Origin of the sequence: Micromonospora orduensis (assembly GCF_006228125.1) — a bacterium.
In the GTDB taxonomy this organism is placed as follows: Bacteria; Actinomycetota; Actinomycetes; order Mycobacteriales; family Micromonosporaceae; genus Micromonospora; species Micromonospora orduensis.
On the sequence record NZ_VDFY01000237.1, the window covers coordinates 1 to 18,985 of the forward strand.

General features: G+C 73.7%; 17 protein-coding genes and 1 pseudogene. 5 read left to right on the top strand and 13 right to left on the bottom strand.

What is annotated here, in order from left to right; translation table 11 throughout:
- A partial coding sequence (locus FHG89_RS26875) for an NADH-quinone oxidoreductase subunit C (protein WP_139587202.1) occupies window positions 1-614 on the bottom strand: 614 nt, incomplete at its 3' end.
- 129 nt (window positions 615-743) lie between these two features.
- Between FHG89_RS26875 and FHG89_RS26880 the strand changes: the two genes are divergently transcribed.
- Window positions 744-1,790, top strand: coding sequence for a glucose 1-dehydrogenase (locus FHG89_RS26880; RefSeq protein WP_208761123.1), 1,047 nt, complete (start codon window positions 744-746; stop codon window positions 1,788-1,790).
- 16 nt (window positions 1,791-1,806) lie between these two features.
- Here the strand turns inward: FHG89_RS26880 and FHG89_RS26885 are convergent, their stop codons facing one another.
- The 3 genes from FHG89_RS26885 to FHG89_RS26895 all read right to left on the bottom strand — a co-directional run bounded on the left by FHG89_RS26885 (window position 1,807) and on the right by FHG89_RS26895 (window position 4,188).
- On the bottom strand, window positions 1,807-3,123 hold the full coding sequence (locus FHG89_RS26885) for a DUF2252 domain-containing protein (protein ID WP_139587204.1): 1,317 nt from the start codon (window positions 3,121-3,123) through the stop codon (window positions 1,807-1,809).
- Window positions 3,124-3,159: 36 nt separating this feature from the next.
- On the bottom strand, window positions 3,160-3,741 hold the full coding sequence (locus FHG89_RS26890; RefSeq protein WP_139587205.1) for an NADH-quinone oxidoreductase subunit B: 582 nt from the start codon (window positions 3,739-3,741) through the stop codon (window positions 3,160-3,162).
- 174 nt (window positions 3,742-3,915) lie between these two features.
- Window positions 3,916-4,188 (bottom strand): hypothetical protein, encoded by a 273-nt coding sequence (locus FHG89_RS26895; RefSeq protein ID WP_208761124.1) that lies wholly within the window; start codon window positions 4,186-4,188, stop codon window positions 3,916-3,918.
- 271 nt (window positions 4,189-4,459) lie between these two features.
- On the opposite strand from FHG89_RS26895, the gene FHG89_RS26900 reads away from it, so the two are divergent.
- A complete protein-coding gene (locus FHG89_RS26900; protein ID WP_244295892.1) occupies window positions 4,460-4,996 on the top strand; it encodes an RNA polymerase sigma factor in 537 nt (178 codons plus the stop codon).
- Window positions 4,989-6,194, top strand: a complete 1,206-nt coding sequence (locus tag FHG89_RS26905) for a hypothetical protein (RefSeq protein ID WP_139587207.1) — start codon at window positions 4,989-4,991, stop codon at window positions 6,192-6,194. Before FHG89_RS26900 ends, FHG89_RS26905 begins: the two co-directional genes overlap by 8 nt.
- 57 nt (window positions 6,195-6,251) lie before the next feature.
- Here the strand turns inward: FHG89_RS26905 and FHG89_RS26910 are convergent, their stop codons facing one another.
- From FHG89_RS26910 to FHG89_RS26920, 3 genes are read right to left on the bottom strand one after another with little or no spacing between them, the layout of a single operon-like run.
- The gene (locus tag FHG89_RS26910; protein WP_139587208.1) at window positions 6,252-7,709 is read right to left on the bottom strand and encodes a pyridoxal phosphate-dependent decarboxylase family protein; all 1,458 of its coding nucleotides are present in this window, start codon (window positions 7,707-7,709) and stop codon (window positions 6,252-6,254) included.
- A complete protein-coding gene (locus FHG89_RS26915) occupies window positions 7,706-9,133 on the bottom strand; it encodes an MFS transporter (protein WP_244295894.1) in 1,428 nt (475 codons plus the stop codon). The genes FHG89_RS26910 and FHG89_RS26915 overlap by 4 nt, the downstream gene beginning before the upstream one ends.
- A gap of 32 nt (window positions 9,134-9,165) precedes the next feature.
- Entirely contained in the window at window positions 9,166-9,480 is a 315-nt protein-coding gene (locus tag FHG89_RS26920; RefSeq protein ID WP_139587209.1) for an MGMT family protein, read from the bottom strand.
- Window positions 9,481-9,493: 13 nt separating this feature from the next.
- Here FHG89_RS26920 and proB point away from each other — a divergent pair, with 13 nt between their 5' ends.
- Together proB and FHG89_RS26930 are read left to right on the top strand one after the other, a co-directional pair.
- The gene (gene proB, locus FHG89_RS26925; protein ID WP_139587210.1) at window positions 9,494-10,651 is read left to right on the top strand and encodes a glutamate 5-kinase; all 1,158 of its coding nucleotides are present in this window, start codon (window positions 9,494-9,496) and stop codon (window positions 10,649-10,651) included.
- A gap of 11 nt (window positions 10,652-10,662) precedes the next feature.
- The gene (locus tag FHG89_RS26930; protein WP_139587211.1) at window positions 10,663-11,904 is read left to right on the top strand and encodes a glutamate-5-semialdehyde dehydrogenase; all 1,242 of its coding nucleotides are present in this window, start codon (window positions 10,663-10,665) and stop codon (window positions 11,902-11,904) included.
- On the opposite strand, the gene FHG89_RS26935 is transcribed toward FHG89_RS26930, so the two are convergent.
- The 6 genes and pseudogenes from FHG89_RS26935 to FHG89_RS26960 all read right to left on the bottom strand — a co-directional run bounded on the left by FHG89_RS26935 (window position 11,901) and on the right by FHG89_RS26960 (window position 18,683).
- Window positions 11,901-12,788 carry a prenyltransferase/squalene oxidase repeat-containing protein gene (locus FHG89_RS26935; RefSeq protein WP_139587217.1) on the bottom strand — a complete coding sequence of 296 codons (888 nt, stop codon included), beginning with the start codon at window positions 12,786-12,788 and terminating at the stop codon, window positions 11,901-11,903. The two genes, FHG89_RS26930 and FHG89_RS26935, sit on opposite strands and share 4 nt — an antisense overlap.
- A gap of 94 nt (window positions 12,789-12,882) precedes the next feature.
- Window positions 12,883-14,131, bottom strand: a pseudogene (gene moeZ / locus FHG89_RS26940) (adenylyltransferase/sulfurtransferase MoeZ).
- Window positions 14,132-14,186: 55 nt separating this feature from the next.
- The gene (locus tag FHG89_RS26945) at window positions 14,187-14,918 is read right to left on the bottom strand and encodes a DUF3152 domain-containing protein (RefSeq protein WP_244295896.1); all 732 of its coding nucleotides are present in this window, start codon (window positions 14,916-14,918) and stop codon (window positions 14,187-14,189) included.
- A 161-nt stretch (window positions 14,919-15,079) separates the two neighbouring features.
- Window positions 15,080-15,919, bottom strand: a complete 840-nt coding sequence (locus tag FHG89_RS26950; RefSeq protein ID WP_139587214.1) for a DUF3152 domain-containing protein — start codon at window positions 15,917-15,919, stop codon at window positions 15,080-15,082.
- Between the two features lie 5 nt (window positions 15,920-15,924).
- Window positions 15,925-16,899, bottom strand: coding sequence for an alpha/beta fold hydrolase (locus FHG89_RS26955; protein WP_139587215.1), 975 nt, complete (start codon window positions 16,897-16,899; stop codon window positions 15,925-15,927).
- Between the two features lie 23 nt (window positions 16,900-16,922).
- A complete protein-coding gene (locus tag FHG89_RS26960) occupies window positions 16,923-18,683 on the bottom strand; it encodes a hypothetical protein (RefSeq protein WP_244295898.1) in 1,761 nt (586 codons plus the stop codon).
- Window positions 18,684-18,985 lie beyond the last annotated feature (302 nt).

The following is an 18,985-nucleotide window of genomic DNA, read 5'->3' on the forward strand; positions in this document are numbered from 1 at the left end:
CGCGGGCCCTCCCCCACGCCGCCCGCGCCCCCGGGGGTGGGTGTGGTCCCCCACTCGCCCGGAGCGGGCACCCCCGGCGGGCGGATCGGCCGACGTCCACCGCCGGCCTCGGACTCGCCCGGCTCCTTCGCGCCCGGCCACGGCTTGGCCACCCGCGAGGCCAGCACGAACTCCTTGCGCAGGGGATGACCCTCGAACTCCGGTGGCAGCAGCAGCGGTCGCAGCTCACCGTGACCGGTGAAGCCGATGCCGAACATCTCGTGCGTCTCCCGCTCGTGCCAGGCCGCACCCGGGTAGACGTCCACCACGGACGGCACGTCGGGCGCGTCGCGGGGCACCCGGGTGCGCAGCAGCACCCCGTGCCGCAGCCGCGTCGACCAGAGGTGCGCCACCACGTCGAAACCCTCAGCCAGCTCGTCCACGGCGGAGAGCCAGTCGAAGAAGTCGCAGGCCAGCTCGGCGTCGTCGCGGGCGGTACGCAGCGCGTCCGACCAGTTCGCCGGGGGCACGTCGACGGTGGCGCGGGCGAACCGCTGCCCGCCGGAGACCGACGGGGTCGCCGCGACCGGCGCGAGCAGCGCGACCAGCCGAGCGCCGACCTCTTCGGGAGTCATGCCGCTGATCCTAGTGCCGGCCCCGGCCCGCGCCGGTCCGCCGCCGATGCCCGCCGGTCGACCTGTCATGGACACCGATCTGCCGGCTTTGCCGGGCGGGGCGACTCCCGGCGGGGAAAGATGAGGGGCGTGCGCGCTGTGACTGTGAAACCCGGGGTCGCCGACTCGCTACGCCTCGTCGAGGATCAACCGGAGCCCCCGGCAGAGGAGGGCGCGATCCTCGTCGAGGCGCTGGCGGTCGGGATCTGCGGCACCGACCACGAGATCATCGCCGGAAAGTACGGCGAGGCCCCACCGGGCGCGGACCGCCTGATCATCGGGCACGAGTCGCTGGGTCGGGTGGTCGAGGATCCGACCGGCACCCTGCAACCCGGTGACCTGGTGGCCGGCATCGTCAGGCATCCCGACCCGGTCCCCTGTCCGAACTGCGCGGTCGGCGAGTGGGACATGTGCCGCAACGGTCAGTACACCGAACACGGCATCAAGGCGCTGCCCGGGTTCGCCCGCGACCGCTGGCGGATCGAGCCCCAGTTCGCGGTCCGCCTCGACCCGGCGCTGGCCCAGGTCGGGGTGCTGCTGGAGCCGACAAGTGTGGTGGCGAAGGCCTGGGACCACATCGAGCGGATCGGGCACCGGGCCGAATGGCAGCCGCAGACCGTCCTGGTGACCGGTGCCGGGCCGATCGGACTGCTGGCCGCGCTGCTCGGCACCCAGCGCGGGCTCACCGTCCACGTGTTGGACCGGGCCACCGACGGGCCCAAACCGGAGCTGGTCGCCGGGCTCGGCGCCACCTACCACGCGGTGCCGGTCAACGACCTGCCCTTCGAGCCGGACGTGGTGATCGAGTGCACCGGCGCTCCCACTGTGGTCCTCGACGTCATGTGCAAGGCGGCCCCGACCGGGATCGTCTGCCTGGCCGGGGTGTCCAGCGGCGGCCGGAGCATCGACTTCGACGCCGGGGCGCTCAACCGGGCGCTGGTGCTGGAGAACAACGTGGTGTTCGGCTCGGTGAACGCCAACCGGCGGCACTGGACCATGGCGGCGCAGGCGCTCGCCCGCGCCGACCAGGTCTGGCTGGAGTCGCTGATCACCCGTCGGGTGCCGGTGAACAGGTACGCCGACGCGTACACACCCGACCCGGACGACATCAAGGTGGTGCTGGAGTTCGCCTCCTGAGCGACGCCCCGCGCGCTCAGAGACCCGGCAGCCGGCCGTTGCGGAACAGGTCGACGAAGAGCTGGTGGTCCTGTCGGGCGCGCACCCCGTACGCGTGCGCGAAGTCCACAAGGTGTGTGACGAATCCCGACTCGTCGGTGTCCACCACCGCGACGATCGCCTCCTCGGTGGAGTAGTCCACCAGGTCGTGACTGGACTCGTCGTCGGCGACCGAGTGCATCCGGGCCACCGCCCGACCCAGGTCGACGAGCACCCCGCTCAGCTCCTCCGGCTCGTTCACGTCCGACCAGTCCAGGTCGGCGGCGTACGGGGAGACCTCGGCGACCAGCTGACCGGCCCCGTCCAGCTCGGTGAAGCCCAGCCAGGGGTCGGCGTGCGCCTGCAACGCCCGCTGCGACTCGGCGGTCCGGTGCCCCTGGTGCTGGAAGTAGCCGCGGACCGTCTCGTCGGTGACGTACCGCGCCACCGCCGGCACCTGCGCCTGCTTCATGTAGATGACGACGTCGTTCTCCAGGGCCTCGGTGTGCCCCTCCAGCAGCAGGTTGTACGACGGCAGCCCGGCCGAGCCGATGCCCACCCCCTTGCGCAGCACCACGTCCTTGATCCGGGTCGCCACCGGGCGCAGCCGCGCCGAGGCGGCGGGCAGGGTGCCCAGGTACTCCTCGAAGGCGGCGCGAACCCTGTCCCGGGTGGCGCCGTCGATCTCGAAGACCCCGTCGCCGACCGAGAACCGCCGCTCGTAGTTGTCGACTGTGGTCTGCGCGGCGAGCAGGTCGACCCGGGTGCTGAGCCGGGCCTGCTGGAGCACCCGGCGCAGCACCCCGTCGGCGTTGTCCAGCGTGATCGAGCCGATCGCGTCGTCCCCGCCTGCGGCGATGGCCCGCAGCTCGGTCAGGTACGACCGGGCGTAGCCCGCCACCAGCTCGCCGATCACCGTGTCGGAGAGCGCCTTGCCGTAGCCCAGCAGCGCGACGCTGGCGGCGAACCGCCGCAGGTCCCAGGTGAACGGCCCGACGTACGCCTCGTCGAAGTCGTTGACGTTGAACACCAGGTGCCCGGAGGCGTTCATGTACGTGCCGAAGTTCTCCGCGTGCAGGTCGCCGTGGATCCAGACCCGGCTGGTCCGGTCGTCGAGGAACCGGTCGTCGGCGAAGTCGCCGAGCTGGTCGGCGTAGAACAGCGCGGCGCTGCCCCGGTAGAAGGCGAACGGCGACGCGGCCATCTTGCGGAACTTGCGGCGGAAGGCCGCCGGGTCGAGCGCCATCGACGCGCCGAACTCCTCGGTGAGCACGGCGGCGATGTGGGCGGACCGCTGGTCCACGGAGCTGCTCATGGCCCGCAGGCTAGCCCGCCCCGGCCACCCCCGGTGTCAACCCGCGGCGGGTGGGCGTACCGGTGGGGCGGTGAGCGAGTCGACCGAGCGCGGGGCGGCGGCTTCGCGGGGCGCGGAGTCCAGTGGCGCGGCGAGTAGATCCGGACGGGACACACCGCCGACGCCGGACTGTTCGGCGGCGATCTTCTCCTGCAGGCGCAGGATGCCGTGCAGCAACGCCTCCGGTCGAGGTGGGCAGCCCGGCACGTACACGTCGACCGGGATGAGCTGGTCCACGCCCTTGGTGACCGAGTACGAGTCCCAGTAGGGGCCGCCGCAGTTGGAGCAGGCGCCGAACGAGATGACGTACTTCGGCTCTGGCATCTGGTCGTAGAGCCGCTTGATGGCCGGGGCCATCTTGTCGGTCACCGTGCCGGAGACCACCATGAGGTCGGCCTGCCGGGGGCCGTGGGCGAACGGGATCACGCCGAGTCGGATGAAGTCGTGCCGGCCCATGCTTGTCGCGATGAACTCGATGGCACAGCAGGCCAGACCGAAGTTGAACACCCAGAGCGAGTAGCGGCGCCCCCAGTTCAGCACGAACCGGATCGGCTCACCGAGCACTGCCGGTAGCTGCACGCCTGCCCCCCTCCGTCCTCCACCAGACAGTCAACCACAGCGTCCGGCTGGAACCCCGAGGGCGGCTCAGCGGCCTGGTCACCGGGCGGGTGGTCGCTGACCCGGCGATCGGGCCCGGCCGGCGCTTCCGGCCGGGCCCGATCGCGGGCACGCTCACCCGCGGGTGTGCCGCACTCAGGCCGTCGCGACCGAGGGGCCGGGGCCGATCGGCTGCGCGACGCTCGGGCCGGGGCCGATCAGCTCGGCGACGCCCGGGCCGGGGCCGATCGGCTGAGCGACGCTCGGGCCGGGGCCGATGGCGAGGGACACACCCGGGCCGGGGCCGATCTCCCCAGGCGCGCCCGGGCCGGGGCCGATCGCCGTGACGGCTGCCGCCGCGCCACCCAGGCCGAGGGCGAGGCCCGCCGCCGCAGTCACTCCGCTGAGCAGGATCTTCCGCATCATCATCGTTCTCCCCGTGTCGTTGTGGGCTGATGAATTGACCGTACGGAACCGACGAATGCCATAAAACCCCCTTTTAGTGATGATTATCTATACTTATGCCCGTTGATTGATTGGCGGCACTGTGCATGACGGGGCGATGTCCTGGACGCGACAGAAAGGCCCCCCCAAAGGTGCGCAACCGCTCGGAGTGTCCGGCTGTGTGACGGGTGCCGGCGGGACACGCTGTCCGCGGCCACCACGGGGAGGACGAGTGCTTGTGACGAGAGAAGTACGGGTGGGCGGACGGCCCCCCGACCCGTTGGGCGGTTCCGCCCACAAGGCGGCCGAACTGGTCTTCGACGACTTCTACCACGCCCACTTCCGTGGGCTGGTCGTCCAGCTCACCGCGTACACCGGTGACCGTGGGCAGGCACAGGACCTGGTCCAGGAGGCGTTCTGCCGGGCGTACGCCCACTGGGACCGGCTGGCCCGGTACGACGACCCGCTGGCGTGGGTGCGCCGGGTCGCCTGGAACCTGGGCCACAACCGCTGGCGGCGGCTGCGGACCGCGCAGGCGTGGCTGCTGCGGCAGCGGGAGACCCACGTCGCGGGGCCGAGCCCCGACCGGGTCGCCCTCGACACGGCGCTGGCGAAATTGCCGCCGAAGCAGCGGCGGGCCGTCGTCCTGCACTACCTCGCCGACCTGTCGGTCGCCGAGATCGCCGCCCAGGAACGCGTCGCCGAGGGAACCGTCAAGTCCTGGCTGCACCGGGGCCGGGCGGCCCTCGCGACGCACCTGCGCGACACCAACGAGGAGGTGCGAGATGTCTGAGCAGGAGACCCTCGGCCTCGCCGAAGAGTTCGCCCACTACCGCCGTACCGTGCTGGAGGAGGTCGAGGTGCCCGGGCCCGCCGCCGTCCGGCGGACGGTACGGGGACGCGGCCGTCGTCGGCTGGCGGCCAACACCGCGGCGGCGCTCGCGCTGTTCGGCGGGTCCGCCGTGGGGTACGCGGCGATGAACGGGCCGGAGCACCGGCCGGGCCCGGTCGACCCCACGCCCAGCGTGTCGGTGGCTCCGACCCCGAGTGACCCGGCGAGCCCGACCCCCAGCCCGGCCGCGACGAGCGGCGGCCCCGCCTCCACCGCGCCCAACGGCCGGTTCAGCCGGGCGCAGTTGCTCGGTGCGACGGTCACCCTGCCGGCCTGGCGGGCCGGGCCGGGCTGCCCGACGTCGGCCGTGCGGATCAGCGGCGACGACCGCGAGGGCGTCAACTGGCTGATCGCCCTCGAGCACGGTGACGTCGACGGGGACGGGGCGGTGGAGACGGTGGCGCTCGTGCAGTGCGTGCTCGGCACCCGGGGGCCGATGCAGGTGGTCGCCTTCGACCGGGACGAGGAGGGGAAGGTGGTCACTCTCGGCCGCGTGGTCGCGACCACCATCGACAAGCCGCAGTGGCTGTTCGCGCTCGACGTGGTCGACGACGGCACGGTGCGGGTGCAGGTCGGCGACATCGCCCCCGGCGGTGGCTGGCCCGGCGAGTGGTCCCAGCGACAGTGGCGGGGCTACCGGTGGAAGGATTTGGCCTTCGCCCAGGTCTCCGGGCCGACGAGCTTCGGTCCGAACCCGCACTCGGCGGACCTCGCGGTCACCGCCACCGCGCTGGTGCTGGGCACGGCGGATGACGGCTCACGAACGGGTACGACAACGGTGCGGATCCGCAACAAGGGCGCCGCAGCGGTCCCGCGCGTGGAGCTGCGCCTGAACCTCCCGTCGACCGTCCGCCCGGACGTCGACGGGTGGGCACCGTGCACCAACGAGCCGCAGGACACCAGCCAGCCGGTGACCTGTGGGCTTGGTCGGATCGGGGCCGGCGCGGAGGTGACGCTGACGTTGAGCTTCCGGGCCGCCGAGGGCGCCCCGGTGGGCACGGGAACCGCCGATGTGGAGGCCCGGCCGATGAGCGGCGACTTCACCTTCCTGCTGGACCTCAAGGACGCCGACAACCGGGTCGCCATGGCCTACCGGTGACACCCGCCGGCCCGCGTCGCACACCGCTCGCGCGTGCGACGCGGCCCGGCGCTCCGGTCACCAGGAGGGGCGTTGCAGCAGACCCACGAACTCGACGAGCAGCCGCTCCCGCAGCGCCGGCGGTGCGGCGTCGAGCAGGGTGTTCACCACCGCCATCCGGTCCGGCGTCGGCGCGTTCCCGGCACCGAGCCCGAGCCCGCCGGCGATCCCGGCGACCAGTTCGGGCGTGAGGGCGTCCGGGGTCAGCGACGACGCCAGCACCATCAGCTCGGGCGGGAGGGCGACCGGACCGGCCGCCCGGGCGGCGGCCACCGCGTCGGCCAGGTCCGGTGCGAATTCGGCGACCCGGGGCGCGACCGAGGCGGTCACCGTGAGGTGCACGCTGGCCGGCAGACCGGCGTACGACAGCTGGGGTTGGGTGTGCCAGCCGCGCGCGGTCAGCTCGTCGACCAGGACGAACAGGTCGGGCCCGCCCTCGGTGGCGGTGAAGCAGACGACTGTCGACTCCGGATCGGCCATCAGCCGCAGCCCGTCGACGGCACGGACCGCGTCGGCGAGGCCGGCCACCGCGTCCCGGGTGGCGGTGGCCAGCCGCAGGTAGCCGTCGTCGCCCAGGTGCCGCAGGGTGGCGTACGCGGCGGCGATCGGCCCGCCCGAGCGGGTGGACGCGATCACCGGGTTGATCATCGTGTAGCCGGGCCAGTCCGCGTACGCGAAGTACTGCGGGGCGCGCAGCGTGGCGTCGCGGTGCAGCAGCACCGACACCCCCTTCGGGGCGTACGCGTACTTGTGCAGGTCCACCGAGATCGAGGTGACGCCGGGGACCGCGAAGTCGAACGCCGGCACGGGCGCCCCGAGGCGGCGCAGGTACGGCAGGGTCCAGCCGCCGAAGCAGGCGTCCACGTGGCAGCGCACCCCGGCCTCGGCCGCCGCCGCCGCGATCGGTGCGACCGGGTCCACCACCCCGTGCGCGTACGACGGCGCGGAGCAGGCCACAAGCACCGTCTCCGGCCCGATCGCGGCGGCCATCGCGGCCGGGTCCGGGCGCAGCGTGTCCGGGGACACCGGCACCACGTCCAGTGCCACCCGCAGGTAGTGCGCCGCCTTCGCGAACGCGGCGTGCGCGGTCGACGGCACCACGATCCGGGGTGCGGCGATCTCCGGGTGGGCGTCCCGGGCCGTCTTGACGGCGAGGATCAGCGACTCGGTGCCGCCGCTTGTGACGCTGCCGACCACGTCCTCGGCGGTGGTGCCGGGGCCGCCGCCGAGCATCCGGGCGGCGGCGCCGACGAGCGCGTTCTCCATCGCCAGCAGGGACGGGAACGCGGTCGGGTCGAGCCCGTTGACGTGGGCGCTCTCACGGTGCGCGGCGGCGGCCAGCTCGTCGAGGCCGGGCACCGCCGGGTCGTAGACGTACGCGAACAGCTGGCCACCGTGGGTGGGCCGGTCCCCGTCCCGCATCGCGCGAATCTCGGCGAGCACGACGTCCGCCGCCACCCCGTCCTTGTCGATCATGGAGTCATGGTGCCCTTCTCGTGACGGTCCCCCACCACGGCCTCCTGCCCGACGCGCGGGTGGCGCACGGCTTCGGCCAGGACAGCGGGGGTCAGGGTGTAGCGGCGCAGCAGGAGGATCGGAGGCGCGATCAGGACGGCGGGGATGACCGTGAAGCCCAGGAGCACGCCGAGGCGGGCCGAATCCGACTGGGCCGCCGCCGTGCCGGTGTCGGACGACACGTAACCGGAGAGCTGGAGCACCAGGCCGTAGATGCCCGGGCCGAGGGCCAGACCGAGCGTCTCCCCGGCGGTCCACAGGCCGGTGAAGACACCCGCCTGGCGGCGACCGGTGCGCGCCGTGTCGTACGCGATGCAGTCCGGCAGCATCGCCAACGCGAAGACCTGCTGCCCGGCGTACCCGACGCCGATCACCGCGACCACCAGGTACACCGCGACCGGCGGCAGCACCGGCGCGGCGACCAGCACGAGCGCCCCGGCGGCGAGGATCACGGCGGCGGCGACCAGGCCGGCCCGCTTGCCGAGCCGGGCGCCGACCCGGCTCCACACCGGCATCACCAGCAGCGCCGGCCCGACGAAGCAGGCGAAGAGCAGGGTCGGGCCGCTCTGCTCGTCGCGCAGGATCTGCCCGGCGAAGTAGTTGACGCCGGCCAGGATGGTCGCCACCCCGGCGGACTGCACCACGAAGCAGACAAGCAGCGCCCGGAACGGGCGGTTCGCGGCCGCCACGGCGAGCTGGGCGCGCAGGGTCGGCTCGCTGCCGCCCACCGTGCCGGTCGGCGCGGCGCGGGTGCCGACGAACGCGCCGATGGCGCCGAGAGCGATGAGCGTCGCCACGAACAGGCCCATCCACCGGTGCCCGGGCAGGCCGTCGCCGCCGGCGGTCACCACGAGCGGGGCGAGGGCGCCGGAGACCAGGATGGCCAGCGCCAGCACGGCGATCCGCCAGGTCATCAGGCGGGTGCGTTCGGTGTAGTCGTCGGTCAGCTCCGCCGGCATCGCCACGTACGGCACCTGGAAGAAGGCGAACGCGGTGGCGGTGGCGAGGAAGGCGAGCGCCACGTACGCCCCGGCGGCCGGACCGTTGCCGAACGGCGCGGCGAAGATGGCCGCGAAGAGCGCGGCGAGCACGAGACCGGCGACGAGCAGGTACGGACGGCGCGCGCCCCAGCGGGACCGGGTGCGGTCGGAGATCCGCCCGGCGACCGGATTGACCAGCACGTCCCACGCCTTCGGCAGCAGCACCAGCAGGGCGGCCACCCCGGCGGCCACGCCCAACGTGTCGGTCAGGTACGGCAGCAGCAGCAGACCGGGCACGGTGCCGAACGCGCCGGTGGCGAGGGATCCGAGCGCGTATCCGGCGTGCACCGTCCGGGGCAGCGGGGCAGCGGTCGGCGTACCGGTGGCGCCCGGCGGCGGGTTCATGGGGCCGAATGTTACTCACGTTATGTCGGAGGTCACATCCCCTCCTGCGGTGACCACGCCGCCACCCGGATGTCCACCCCCTCACCGCGCAGCGGCACCCCCTCGGCACGCAGTCGGGCCCGCGCCTCCCGCTCGTGTCCCGGCGGCAACCGGCCGGCCGAGCTGACCACCCGGTGCCAGGGCACCGATCCGCCGTGCCGGGCCATGATGTTGCCCACCAGTCGCGCGGAGGCACGGCCGGAGCGTTCGGCAAGCGCGTCGGCGACCGCCCCGTACGACATCACCCGACCCTCCGGGATCCGCTCGACCAGGTCGAGCACCGCCTCGACGTACTCGTCAGGTGTCACAATCGGCCACCATATGGGAACGTCGCCGGGCGCTGCCGCCGTGACCACGCAGAATGGGCGGGTGCGCGACGCAGTCACGACGGCCCGGCGGGTCGTCGTCAAGATCGGATCCTCCTCGTTGACCACCGCCACTGGCGGCCTGGCCGACGGGCGGGTCGACGCGCTTGTCGACACCCTGGGGCGGCTCACCGCCGAGGGGCGCGAGGTGGTGCTGGTGTCCTCCGGCGCGATCGCCGCCGGCCTGGCCCCGCTCGGCCTGACCCGACGTCCGCGCGACCTGGCCACCCAGCAGGCCGCCGCCAGCGTCGGGCAGGGCCTGCTGATCGGCCGGTACGCGGCCAGCTTCGCCCGGCACGGCCGCACCGTCGGGCAGGTGCTGCTCACCGTCGACGACGTGACCCGGCGCGCGCACTACCGCAACGCGTACCGGACGCTGCGCAAGCTGCTCGACCTGCGGGCGGTGCCGATCGTCAACGAGAACGACACGGTGGCCACCGAGGAGATCCGGTTCGGCGACAACGACCGGCTGGCCGCCCTGGTGGCCGCGCTCGTGCACGCCGACCTGCTGGTGCTCCTCTCGGACGTGGACGCACTCTGGACCGGCGACCCGACCCGGCCGCAGTCGACCCGGATCACGGAGGTCCACGACGAGGCGGACCTCGCCGGCATCACCATCGGCGGGGCCGGCCGCTCCGGCGTCGGCACCGGCGGCATGGCCACCAAGGTGGAGGCCGCCCGGATCGCCACCGGGTTCGGCATCCCGGTGGTGCTCACCGCCGCCGACCTGGCCGCGCCGGCGCTGGCGGGTGAGCCCGTCGGCACGCTGTTCCACCCGCAGCGGCAACGCCCCACCGCCCGGCTGTTCTGGCTGGCCCACGCCACCTCACCCCGGGGGCGGCTGCACCTCGACCCGGGCGCGGTGGCCGCAGTCGTCGCGCGGCGCAAGTCGCTGCTGCCCGCCGGCATCACCGCCGTGGACGGCACGTTCACCGCCGGCGACCCGGTGGACCTGGTGGACACCGCCGGCGCGCCGGTCGCCCGTGGCCTGGTCAACTACGACGCGGTGGAGCTGCCCGGGCTGCTCGGTCGTTCCACCTCCGAACTCGCCGCGGCGCTCGGCCCGGCGTACGAACGGGAGGTCGTCCACCGCGACGACCTCGTACTGCTGTGAGGAGTGCTGGCATGACCGTCGTCGAGCAGGCACGTCGAGCGCGGGACGCCGCCGCCGACCTGGCCACGGCCACCCGTACCGCGAAGGACGCCGCGCTTGTCGCGATGGCCGACGCGCTTGTGGCGCGTACCCCGGAGATCCTGGCAGCGAACGAGACGGACCTGGCGGCCGGCCGGGAGGCCGGGCTGAGCGCGGCCGTGCTGGACCGGCTCGCCCTCGACGCGGGCCGGGTGGCCGGCATCGCCGACGCGCTGCGCCAGATGGCCGCGCTGCCCGACCCGGTCGGCGAGGTGGTCCGCGGTTCGACCCTGCCCAACGGCCTGGAGCTGCGCCAGATCCGGGTGCCGTTCGGGGTGGTCGGCATCATCTACGAGGCGCGGCCGAACGTGACAGTGGACGCCGCCGGGATCTGCCTCAAGTCCGGCAACGCGGCTCTGCTGCGTGGGTCGTCGTCGGCCGCGCACTCCAACGCCGCGCTTGTCGCGGTGCTGCGGGACGCGATCACCAGCGCCGACCTGCCCGCCGACGCGGTGCAGTTGCTCGACGCCAGCTCCCGCGACTCGGTCAAGGAGCTGATGCGCGCCCGAGGGCTGGTCGACGTGCTCATCCCGCGCGGCGGCGCGTCGCTGATCCGCACCGTCGTCGAGGAGTCGACCGTGCCGGTGATCGAGACCGGAGTGGGCAACTGCCACGTGTACGTGGACGCCGCCGCCGACGTGGCACAGGCCGTCGCGGTGACCCTGAACGCCAAGACACAGCGCCTCTCCACCTGCAACACGGCCGAGTCGCTGCTGGTGCACGCCGACGTCGCCGACGCGTTCCTGCCGGCCGCGCTGGCCGCGTTCGCCGAGGCCGGGGTGACCGTGCACGGCACCCCCGAGGTGGCCGCGTACTCCGCCGCGGTGGTCCCGGCCACCGACGAGGACTTCGCCACCGAGTACCTGTCGGCGGACATCTCCGTCGCGGTGGTCGACTCGCTGGACGCGGCGGTCGCGCACATCCGGCGCTACGGCACCGGGCACACCGAGGCGATCCTCACCGACTCGGCGAGCGCGGCCCGCGAGTTCGTCGCCCGGGTGGACGCGGCGGCGGTGATGGTGAACGCCTCGACCCGCTTCACGGACGGGGGCGAGTTCGGCTTCGGCGCGGAGATCGGCATCTCCACGCAGAAGCTGCACGCCCGCGGCCCGATGGGTCTGCCCGAGCTGACCAGCACCAAGTACGTGGTCACCGGGAACGGGCACGTCCGCTAGGCGACAGTCACCGGGCGGCAGGCCCGGATCGCCGAGAGCGTGGTGTGCACGTCGAACTGGTGGCCGTCGTCGCTCTCCCAGCCGCCGTCGCTGCGCTGCGTCTCGGCCAGCCGGCGGAGCGCCCGCACCATGACCCAGTCCTGTGCGTCGATGCCGACCCGGCGCAGCGTGGCCGCCAACCAGGCCACGTCACCGGGGGACATCGTCGCCATCCGCTCGGCCAGCACCACCTGGATCCGCGCCGACTCGTGGAACATGTCCTGCCGGTGCAGCACCGCCGCGCTCAGCCAGCCGGCGGCGAGGAACGACGGCCAGCTGCCGTCCGGGCGGATCCGTCCGGCGATCGAGTGGGCTGCCGCCTGGACCACGCCGGCGTACGCCCCGCCGACCCGGTGGTCGAGGGGCCCCGAGGCGCGGGCGTCAAGCCCGGCGACGGTGAGCCAGAAGCCCGCGTTGGCGGTGACGAAGAGTTTGGCCTCGGGGTCGCCGGGGCGGGCCCACTCCGGAGCCGAGGCGGCCAGCGAGGCGTCCTCGTCCCAGCCGCCGTCGGCCTGCTGGCGCGACGCCAGCCAGTCCAGTGCGCGGCGGGCGGCGGGACGGGCGAGCGCGCCCAGGTCGTCCAGCTCGGCGAGCCGGAAACAGGTCGCGTCGATCGAGGCGACCTCGCCACCCCAGGTCGCCGGCCAACCGCCGTCGGACGACTGGCCGACCTCGGCCGTCTCCAACAGCTCGGCGGGCACCGGGGTGCCGTTGCGAAGCCAGGAGAGACGGGCCCGTTCCACCGCGTCCCCATGCGCCACGACGAACCCGATCGCGGCTTCCAAGTCGACCACGGCGGGAACGCTACCTGCGCAGACGCGATACCGCCTCGGGGAATCGGCCAGCCGGGAATGGCTGCGTCGCTCCGGCCCGACGGCCACTTGTCGTCACGTGCGTCGATTTGCCGGGGCGACGGTGGCGCCGCCCCGGCTCAACCGGTCAGTACGCGGGCAGCGACGGGTCGATCTGCTTGATCCAGGAGAGCACTCCGCCCTGCACGTGCACGGCGTCGCGGAACCCGGCGGCCTTGAGCGCGGCGAGCGCCTCCGCCGAGCGGACGCCGGACTTGCAGTGCAGCACGATCTGCCGGTCCTGCGGCAGTTGCGCGAGCGCGTCACCGGAGATGATGTCGCCCTTGGGGATGAGGGTGGCGCCGGGGATCCGGACGATTTCGTACTCGGCCGGCTCCCGGACGTCGACGAGGTAGATGTCCTTGCCGGCGTCCTGCCACTCCTTCAGCTCCAGGGCGGTGATTGTCGAGTCGACCACCGCCTCCTGGGCCTCCACCGAGACCGCGCCGCAGAAGTCCTCGTAGTCCTCGAGGAGGTCGGTGACCGTCGGGTTCTCGCCGCAGAGCACGCAGTTCGGGTCCTTCCGGACCTTGATCTTGCGATACTCCATCTCCAGGGCGTCGTACACCATCAGGCGGCCGACCAGCGGCTCACCGATGCCGGTGAGCAGCTTGATCGCCTCGTTCACCTGGATCGAGCCGATCGACGCGCAGAGCACACCGAGCACACCGCCCTCGGCGCAGGACGGGACCATGCCGGGCGGCGGCGGCTCCGGGTAGAGGCAGCGGTAGCAGGGGCCGTGCTCGGCCCAGAACACCGACGCCTGGCCGTCGAAGCGGTAGATCGAGCCCCAGACGTACGGCTTGCCGAGCAGCACCGCCGCGTCGTTGACCATGTAGCGGGTGGCGAAGTTGTCGGTGCCGTCGACGATCAGGTCGTACTGGGCGAAGATCTCGCGGACGTTCTCCCGGTCCAGGGCGGTGTTGTGGATCTCCACGTTGACGAGCGGGTTGATCTCGCGGATCGACGCGGCGGCGGACTCGGCCTTGGACCGGCCGATGTCGGACACTCCGTGGATGACCTGGCGCTGGAGGTTGGACTCGTCGACGGTGTCGAAGTCGATGATGCCGAGCGTGCCGACCCCCGCCGCGGCGAGGTACAACAGGGCGGGCGAGCCGAGGCCACCGGCCCCGACACAGAGCACCCGGGCGTTCTTCAGCCGCTTCTGCCCGGCCACCCCGACGTCCGGGATGATCAGGTGGCGTGAGTAGCGGCGGATCTCGTCAACGGTCAGCTCGGCGGCGGGCTCGACGAGCGGGGGCAACGACACGGTGGACTCCCCGGGATCGGCGGTGTGAACGGCGCCATTGTTGCTCGCCAGGGCACCCCTCGGCCATGAGGGAGGACACGTGGTCCGCGATGCGGGAGCGGGAATAACCGACGGCCGGCCGATCAGGGGACGATGTCACCCGTGTAGCGGCGACCGTCGACGTACGGCCAGGCGTTGGCGACGCAGCCCTGCAGGCCGTACGTCTGCTGCTGCATGACCGGCGCCGGCTCACCCGGGCCGGGGCAGGCCTCGTGCTGCTCGCCGAACTCGTGGCCCACCTCGTGGTTGACGACGTAGGTGCGGTACGTGTCCAGCGGGGCGCCGTAGTCGGGTACGGCCTCCTGCCAGCGCGCCAGGTTGATGATGACCTGCCCGGGCAGTCGACAGGACGTGTAGCGCTCGGTGCTCAGCCCGCCCTCGGCGCACATCCGCTCCGAGGTGACAGGGGTGGCCAGGTAGATGGTGAAGTCGGCGGCCCCCGCGTCGGCGACCCGTTGTACGCGCAGCTCACCGGAGGCGATCCAGCTGCGCGGGTCGGTCAGCACCTCGTCCACCTTGGCGGCGAAGGCGTCGATGTCCTGGCCGGTGCCGCGTTCGACCGCGACCCGGTACCGGCGCAGCGGCCCGTCCTCACCGTGCACGGTGGTTCCGCCGTCGGCGGCGGTGAAGCGTCCCGCACCGACGGACGGGTAGCTGCTGGGCGCCGGGTGGGCGGCCCCGCCGCCCAGTCCCATCCCGCCCTGGGTGGTGGTGGCCGGCACGTCGGCCGGCGGTTCGCCGCCCCGGGAGACGGTCACGCCGACGGCGGTGGCGAGCACCAGCGCGCCGATCAGCAGGCTGCGGCTCCGGCGCATCCGGACGAGAGTGGGACGCCCGTGCCGGTACGCCGACCGACCCGACGGATCGGGCGGCTGGGGCGGGCCGTAAGGGGACGACGGCGTCATGACGTCCAGCGTGCCAGATTATTCGGGCATTCCTCCGCTTTTACCGCTATTCACGCAGTAGGGGTGCTTCGTCAGAGTGCGGGGCCTGCGTAACGGCGTCCGCCGAGGTACGGCCACGGATTGACCCGACACCCGTCGAGGAACAGCGTCTGCTGCATCATCACCGGCGCCAACCGGCCCGCCCCCGGACAGCGCTCGTGCCGGTGCCCGAGCTGGTGACCCACCTCGTGGTTGACCACGTACGTCCGGTAGACCGACAGCGGCATGCCGGCCGAGACGTAGTGCGGCACGGACAACCGCCACCGATCCAGGTTGATGATCACCTGGCCGGGCGCCCGGCAGGACGTGTACGGACGACCCCCGATCCGGATGTCCACCCCACCGGCGGCGCACATCCGACCCGCCGTACGGGCCGTGGCCAGATAGACGGTGAAATCGCGGGGCGCGTTGCCGGGCACCTGCTGCAACCGCAGCCGCCCGCTGTCGACCCAGCTGCCCGGCCCGGCGAGCGCCGCCTCGACCGCCCGCCCGAACGCGGCGGCGTCCTCGGCGCTGCCCGATTCCACAGCCACCCGGTAGCGCCGCAGCCCACCCGCGCGACCCAGCACCGGACCGGAGCGGTCGTCGTAACCGAACCGGCCGGCACCCGCGCTCGGCACCGAACCCGGCAGCCGCAGCACCGGAGGCGCACTGGACGACGCCGACGGCGACGGGTCCGCCGACGGCGGCAACGGCGCGGCCACCAGCGGCGGCGGCACGGTGCTGATCTCATCCGCCGCCAGCCGGTCCGCCTCGGGACGGCCACCCGGCCCCTCGGCGATCACGGTCACGACCGCACCGACGGCCACCACCACCGCCACCAGTTGCGCGAACAGGGCGAAGCGTCGGTGGCGGCGAGCTGACCTGGGCATCCGGCTCAGCCTGCCAGATCAGACCGCCCGGCCGCGTCCTCCGTTTCGGCGAGCAGACCCACCACCGCCCGGGCGACCAGCCGGGGCACCTCCAACTGCGCCACATGACCCACGCCGTCGAGCATCAACAGACGGCTGTCCGGGATCTCCCGCGCGGTCTGCGGCGCAACCCGCACATCGACAAGCCGATCCTCCCGACCGCCCACCACAAGCGTCGGCGCCCGCACCGACCGGGCCAGCCGCCACAGCGACCCCGACCCCGGCAGGTACGCCCGCAGGAAACTGGAGACCAACCCCCGGAACGTCCGCACGTACGCCGCCGCGTAGTGCTCCGCCTCGTACCGCACCCGGATCTCCTCCAGCGCCTCGGCGCGGCGCTGGTCGCAGATCCGGTCGAGGTCGGCCACACACGCCTCCAGCACCTGCTGGGCCATCACCTCGGGCGCGAGCTGGGTGAGGTGCCGAGCGACCAGCCGTTCACCCCTGGGGATGGCCAGCACCGGCAGCATCCGGCCCTGCAACGAGCGCCGGAAGTCGAGGAACGGCAGCGCCGGCGAGATCAGGGTGAGCGTACGGACCAGGTCCGGTCGGAGCGCGGCCACCTGGACCGAGACCGCACCACCCAACGAGTTGCCGAACAGGTGCACAGGCCCCCGGCCGGAGTGCTCGATCCAACGGACGACCAGGTCCGCGAAGGCGGGGATCGTGTAGCGGCGACCCGGCTCGCTGCGGCCGAACCCGGGCAGGTCGATGGCCTGACCGTCGAGCCGGTCGGAGAGCAGCCCGGCCAGGTCAGTCCAGTTCTGCGACGAGCCGCCCAGCCCGTGCACGTACAACGCCGGTTCCGCCCCGGCGGCGGTGGCCGGAGTGTCCCGCACGTACGTGACCGAACTGCCGAGGCGGACCTCCCGCCCCGGCCACGGCGGCGGAACCCGGTGCTCGGGCAGAAGCTCGTCCGGCCAGAGGTTGGCGCGTTTCATCGTTTCAGTCTGCCCCGGACCACTCAGGACAGCAGCGCCTCCAGCCGACGGTTCACCGCCGCCAGCGTCGCCCGGACCACCGCCTGCCGCGGGTCACCAGCGACCAGCGCCGACCCGGCGAGCTGCTCCACCCAGCCCTCGCACACCAGCAGCACCACCACGGTCGCCACCTCGCAGTTGCCGAACGGCACCACCGCCGCGTGCTCGACGAAGCAGCGCCCCCGCTCGGCGTTCTCCGCGCCGCGCAGCAACTCGTCCACGGCGGCGGCAGCGGCGACCGCGCAGAGGCGCAGCACGTACCCGTCCACCGCCGGCCCGGTCGCGTACCCGGAGGCGTTCTCGCCGCCGGCCAGCAACCGCACCTCCACGTTGGCGTCCAGCCCGAACGTGCTGACCTGCACGTGGTCGATCACCACCCGGGGCCCCGGCGTGCCGCCGGTGTCCAGCGGCCGGGACGGCGCCGACTCCGTCGTGGTGACCTGACCACCGGAGTACGACGTCCCCACCGTCGCCGGGCTGCCGGTGGCCGCGCCAGCCGGCGCGGACGAGACCGAACCCGGCTCCTCCACCGTGGCACGACCCCGGTGCGGGGCGCTCTGCCGACGGCGACGTGACGTGTCCCCCACCGGCGGGGTCTCCACCCGCCCGCTCACGGTGGGCTCGGCGGCACGCACCTCCCCGGCGCCGGCGTCCCGGGTCTCCGGGGCACGCCGCTCGACAGCACGCGGCTCGGCGCTACGGGGCTCGGCACCACGGGGCTCTGGGCTGCGGCGGCGAACCGGCGGGGCTGGCGTGGTGGGTAGGCCGGGCAGGTTCTGCGGGGCGGCAGCGAGGCCCATCCGCTCCTGGAGCAGCCGGGCGACCTGTCGACTCACCTCGGCCGGGTCGGCGCCGTCGGCCAGGTCGAGTCGGAGGCTGTGCGCGCCCGCCGGCGTACGCCGCAGCGCCGCGTCGCGTACGCCGGCCACCTCCCGAACGGCGTCCAGGATGGCGTTGACGTCGAACCCCTCGGGGCGCTCCCGCAGAGGCGCGGGTTCGTCGTCACGGCGCAGGTGGGTGGCGATACGGGCGAGTTCCGGGGTTTCGGCGGGGGGCTCCACGGCTGGCGGCTCCGGCACGACGGGCACGTCCGGTTCGGCGGGGACGCGCTGCGGCAGCACCGCCGCCGTCGTCTCCGCTCGGCGGCCGGGGTCGGCCGGTTCGGCCGGCGACGCCGGGTCGGGGGCGGAGCGGCGTGCCGCATAGGGAGGGGCGGACGCGGGTGAGGGCCGGTCACGGCGTCCGCTCCCGCTCGGGACGGAGGGCGGGACGGCGCCGGTCGACACGGGTGCGGCGTCGGTGGAGGTCGGACCGGTCGACGAGGGTGCGGGGCGGGGCGGCCCCGGCGGCTCGGGGGTCGCCGGGCGCAGCCGGAAGGGTGCGACCGCCCGGGGCTCGGAGCGGAGCGGGCCGGGCTGGTCGCCCGCCTCGTCGAGTCGGGGCATGCTCGCCGGCCAGGACGGGCGCTCAGCCGGGGACGCGGGAATGCGCCCCTCGGACCAGTCGGGCCGCTCGGCCGGCGGTGGGCTGCTGGACGCCGTGGGCCTTCCACCGACCCAGGAGGATGGTTCCGTCGTCAGTGCCGGACCGGCAGGTGCCGGTGGCGGCGTGACCGCCGGCGGTGGCACATCGGTGGGAGCCGCCGCTGTCGGGGTCGCCGCCGGGGCGGGAGGCGCGGCAGGCGTCGGGTCGGTCGCCGGCGGGCGTGCCCAGGACGGCCGCTCGGCGGAGGGCGTCGGAGCCAACTCAGGCCGACCGGCCCACGACGGCCGCGACGGCGCACCACTTGTCGGAGCCGGGTCAGCGCCACCCGCCCACGACGGCCGCACTGGCGCACCACTTGTCGGAGCCGGGTCAGCGCCACCCGCCCACGACGGCCGCGCTGGCGCGCCGCTGGTCGGAGCCGGGTCAGCCCCACCAGCCCACGACGGCCGCGACGGCGCACCACTTGTCGGAGCCGGGTCAGCCCCACCAGCCCACGACGGCCGCGACGGCGCACCGCTTGTCGGTGCCGGACCGGCCCACGACGGGCGGGACGGCGGGGCGC

Excerpts from the sequence above, each read along its gene's own strand:
- FHG89_RS26885 (WP_139587204.1), bottom strand. The coding sequence starts at position 3,123 with ATGAGCAGCTCCGTGGACCAGCGGTCCGCCCACATCGCCGCCGTGCTC.
- FHG89_RS26895 (WP_208761124.1), bottom strand. The coding sequence starts at position 4,188 with ATGATGATGCGGAAGATCCTGCTCAGCGGAGTGACTGCGGCGGCGGGC.
- FHG89_RS26905 (WP_139587207.1), top strand. The coding sequence starts at position 4,989 with ATGTCTGAGCAGGAGACCCTCGGCCTCGCCGAAGAGTTCGCCCACTAC.
- FHG89_RS26910 (WP_139587208.1), bottom strand. The coding sequence starts at position 7,709 with ATGATCGACAAGGACGGGGTGGCGGCGGACGTCGTGCTCGCCGAGATT.
- FHG89_RS26915 (WP_244295894.1), bottom strand. The coding sequence starts at position 9,133 with ATGAACCCGCCGCCGGGCGCCACCGGTACGCCGACCGCTGCCCCGCTG.
- proB (WP_139587210.1), top strand. The coding sequence starts at position 9,494 with ATGGGAACGTCGCCGGGCGCTGCCGCCGTGACCACGCAGAATGGGCGG.
- FHG89_RS26930 (WP_139587211.1), top strand. The coding sequence starts at position 10,663 with ATGACCGTCGTCGAGCAGGCACGTCGAGCGCGGGACGCCGCCGCCGAC.
- FHG89_RS26945 (WP_244295896.1), bottom strand. The coding sequence starts at position 14,918 with ATGCGCCGGAGCCGCAGCCTGCTGATCGGCGCGCTGGTGCTCGCCACC.
- FHG89_RS26950 (WP_139587214.1), bottom strand. The coding sequence starts at position 15,919 with ATGCCCAGGTCAGCTCGCCGCCACCGACGCTTCGCCCTGTTCGCGCAA.
- FHG89_RS26955 (WP_139587215.1), bottom strand. The coding sequence starts at position 16,899 with ATGAAACGCGCCAACCTCTGGCCGGACGAGCTTCTGCCCGAGCACCGG.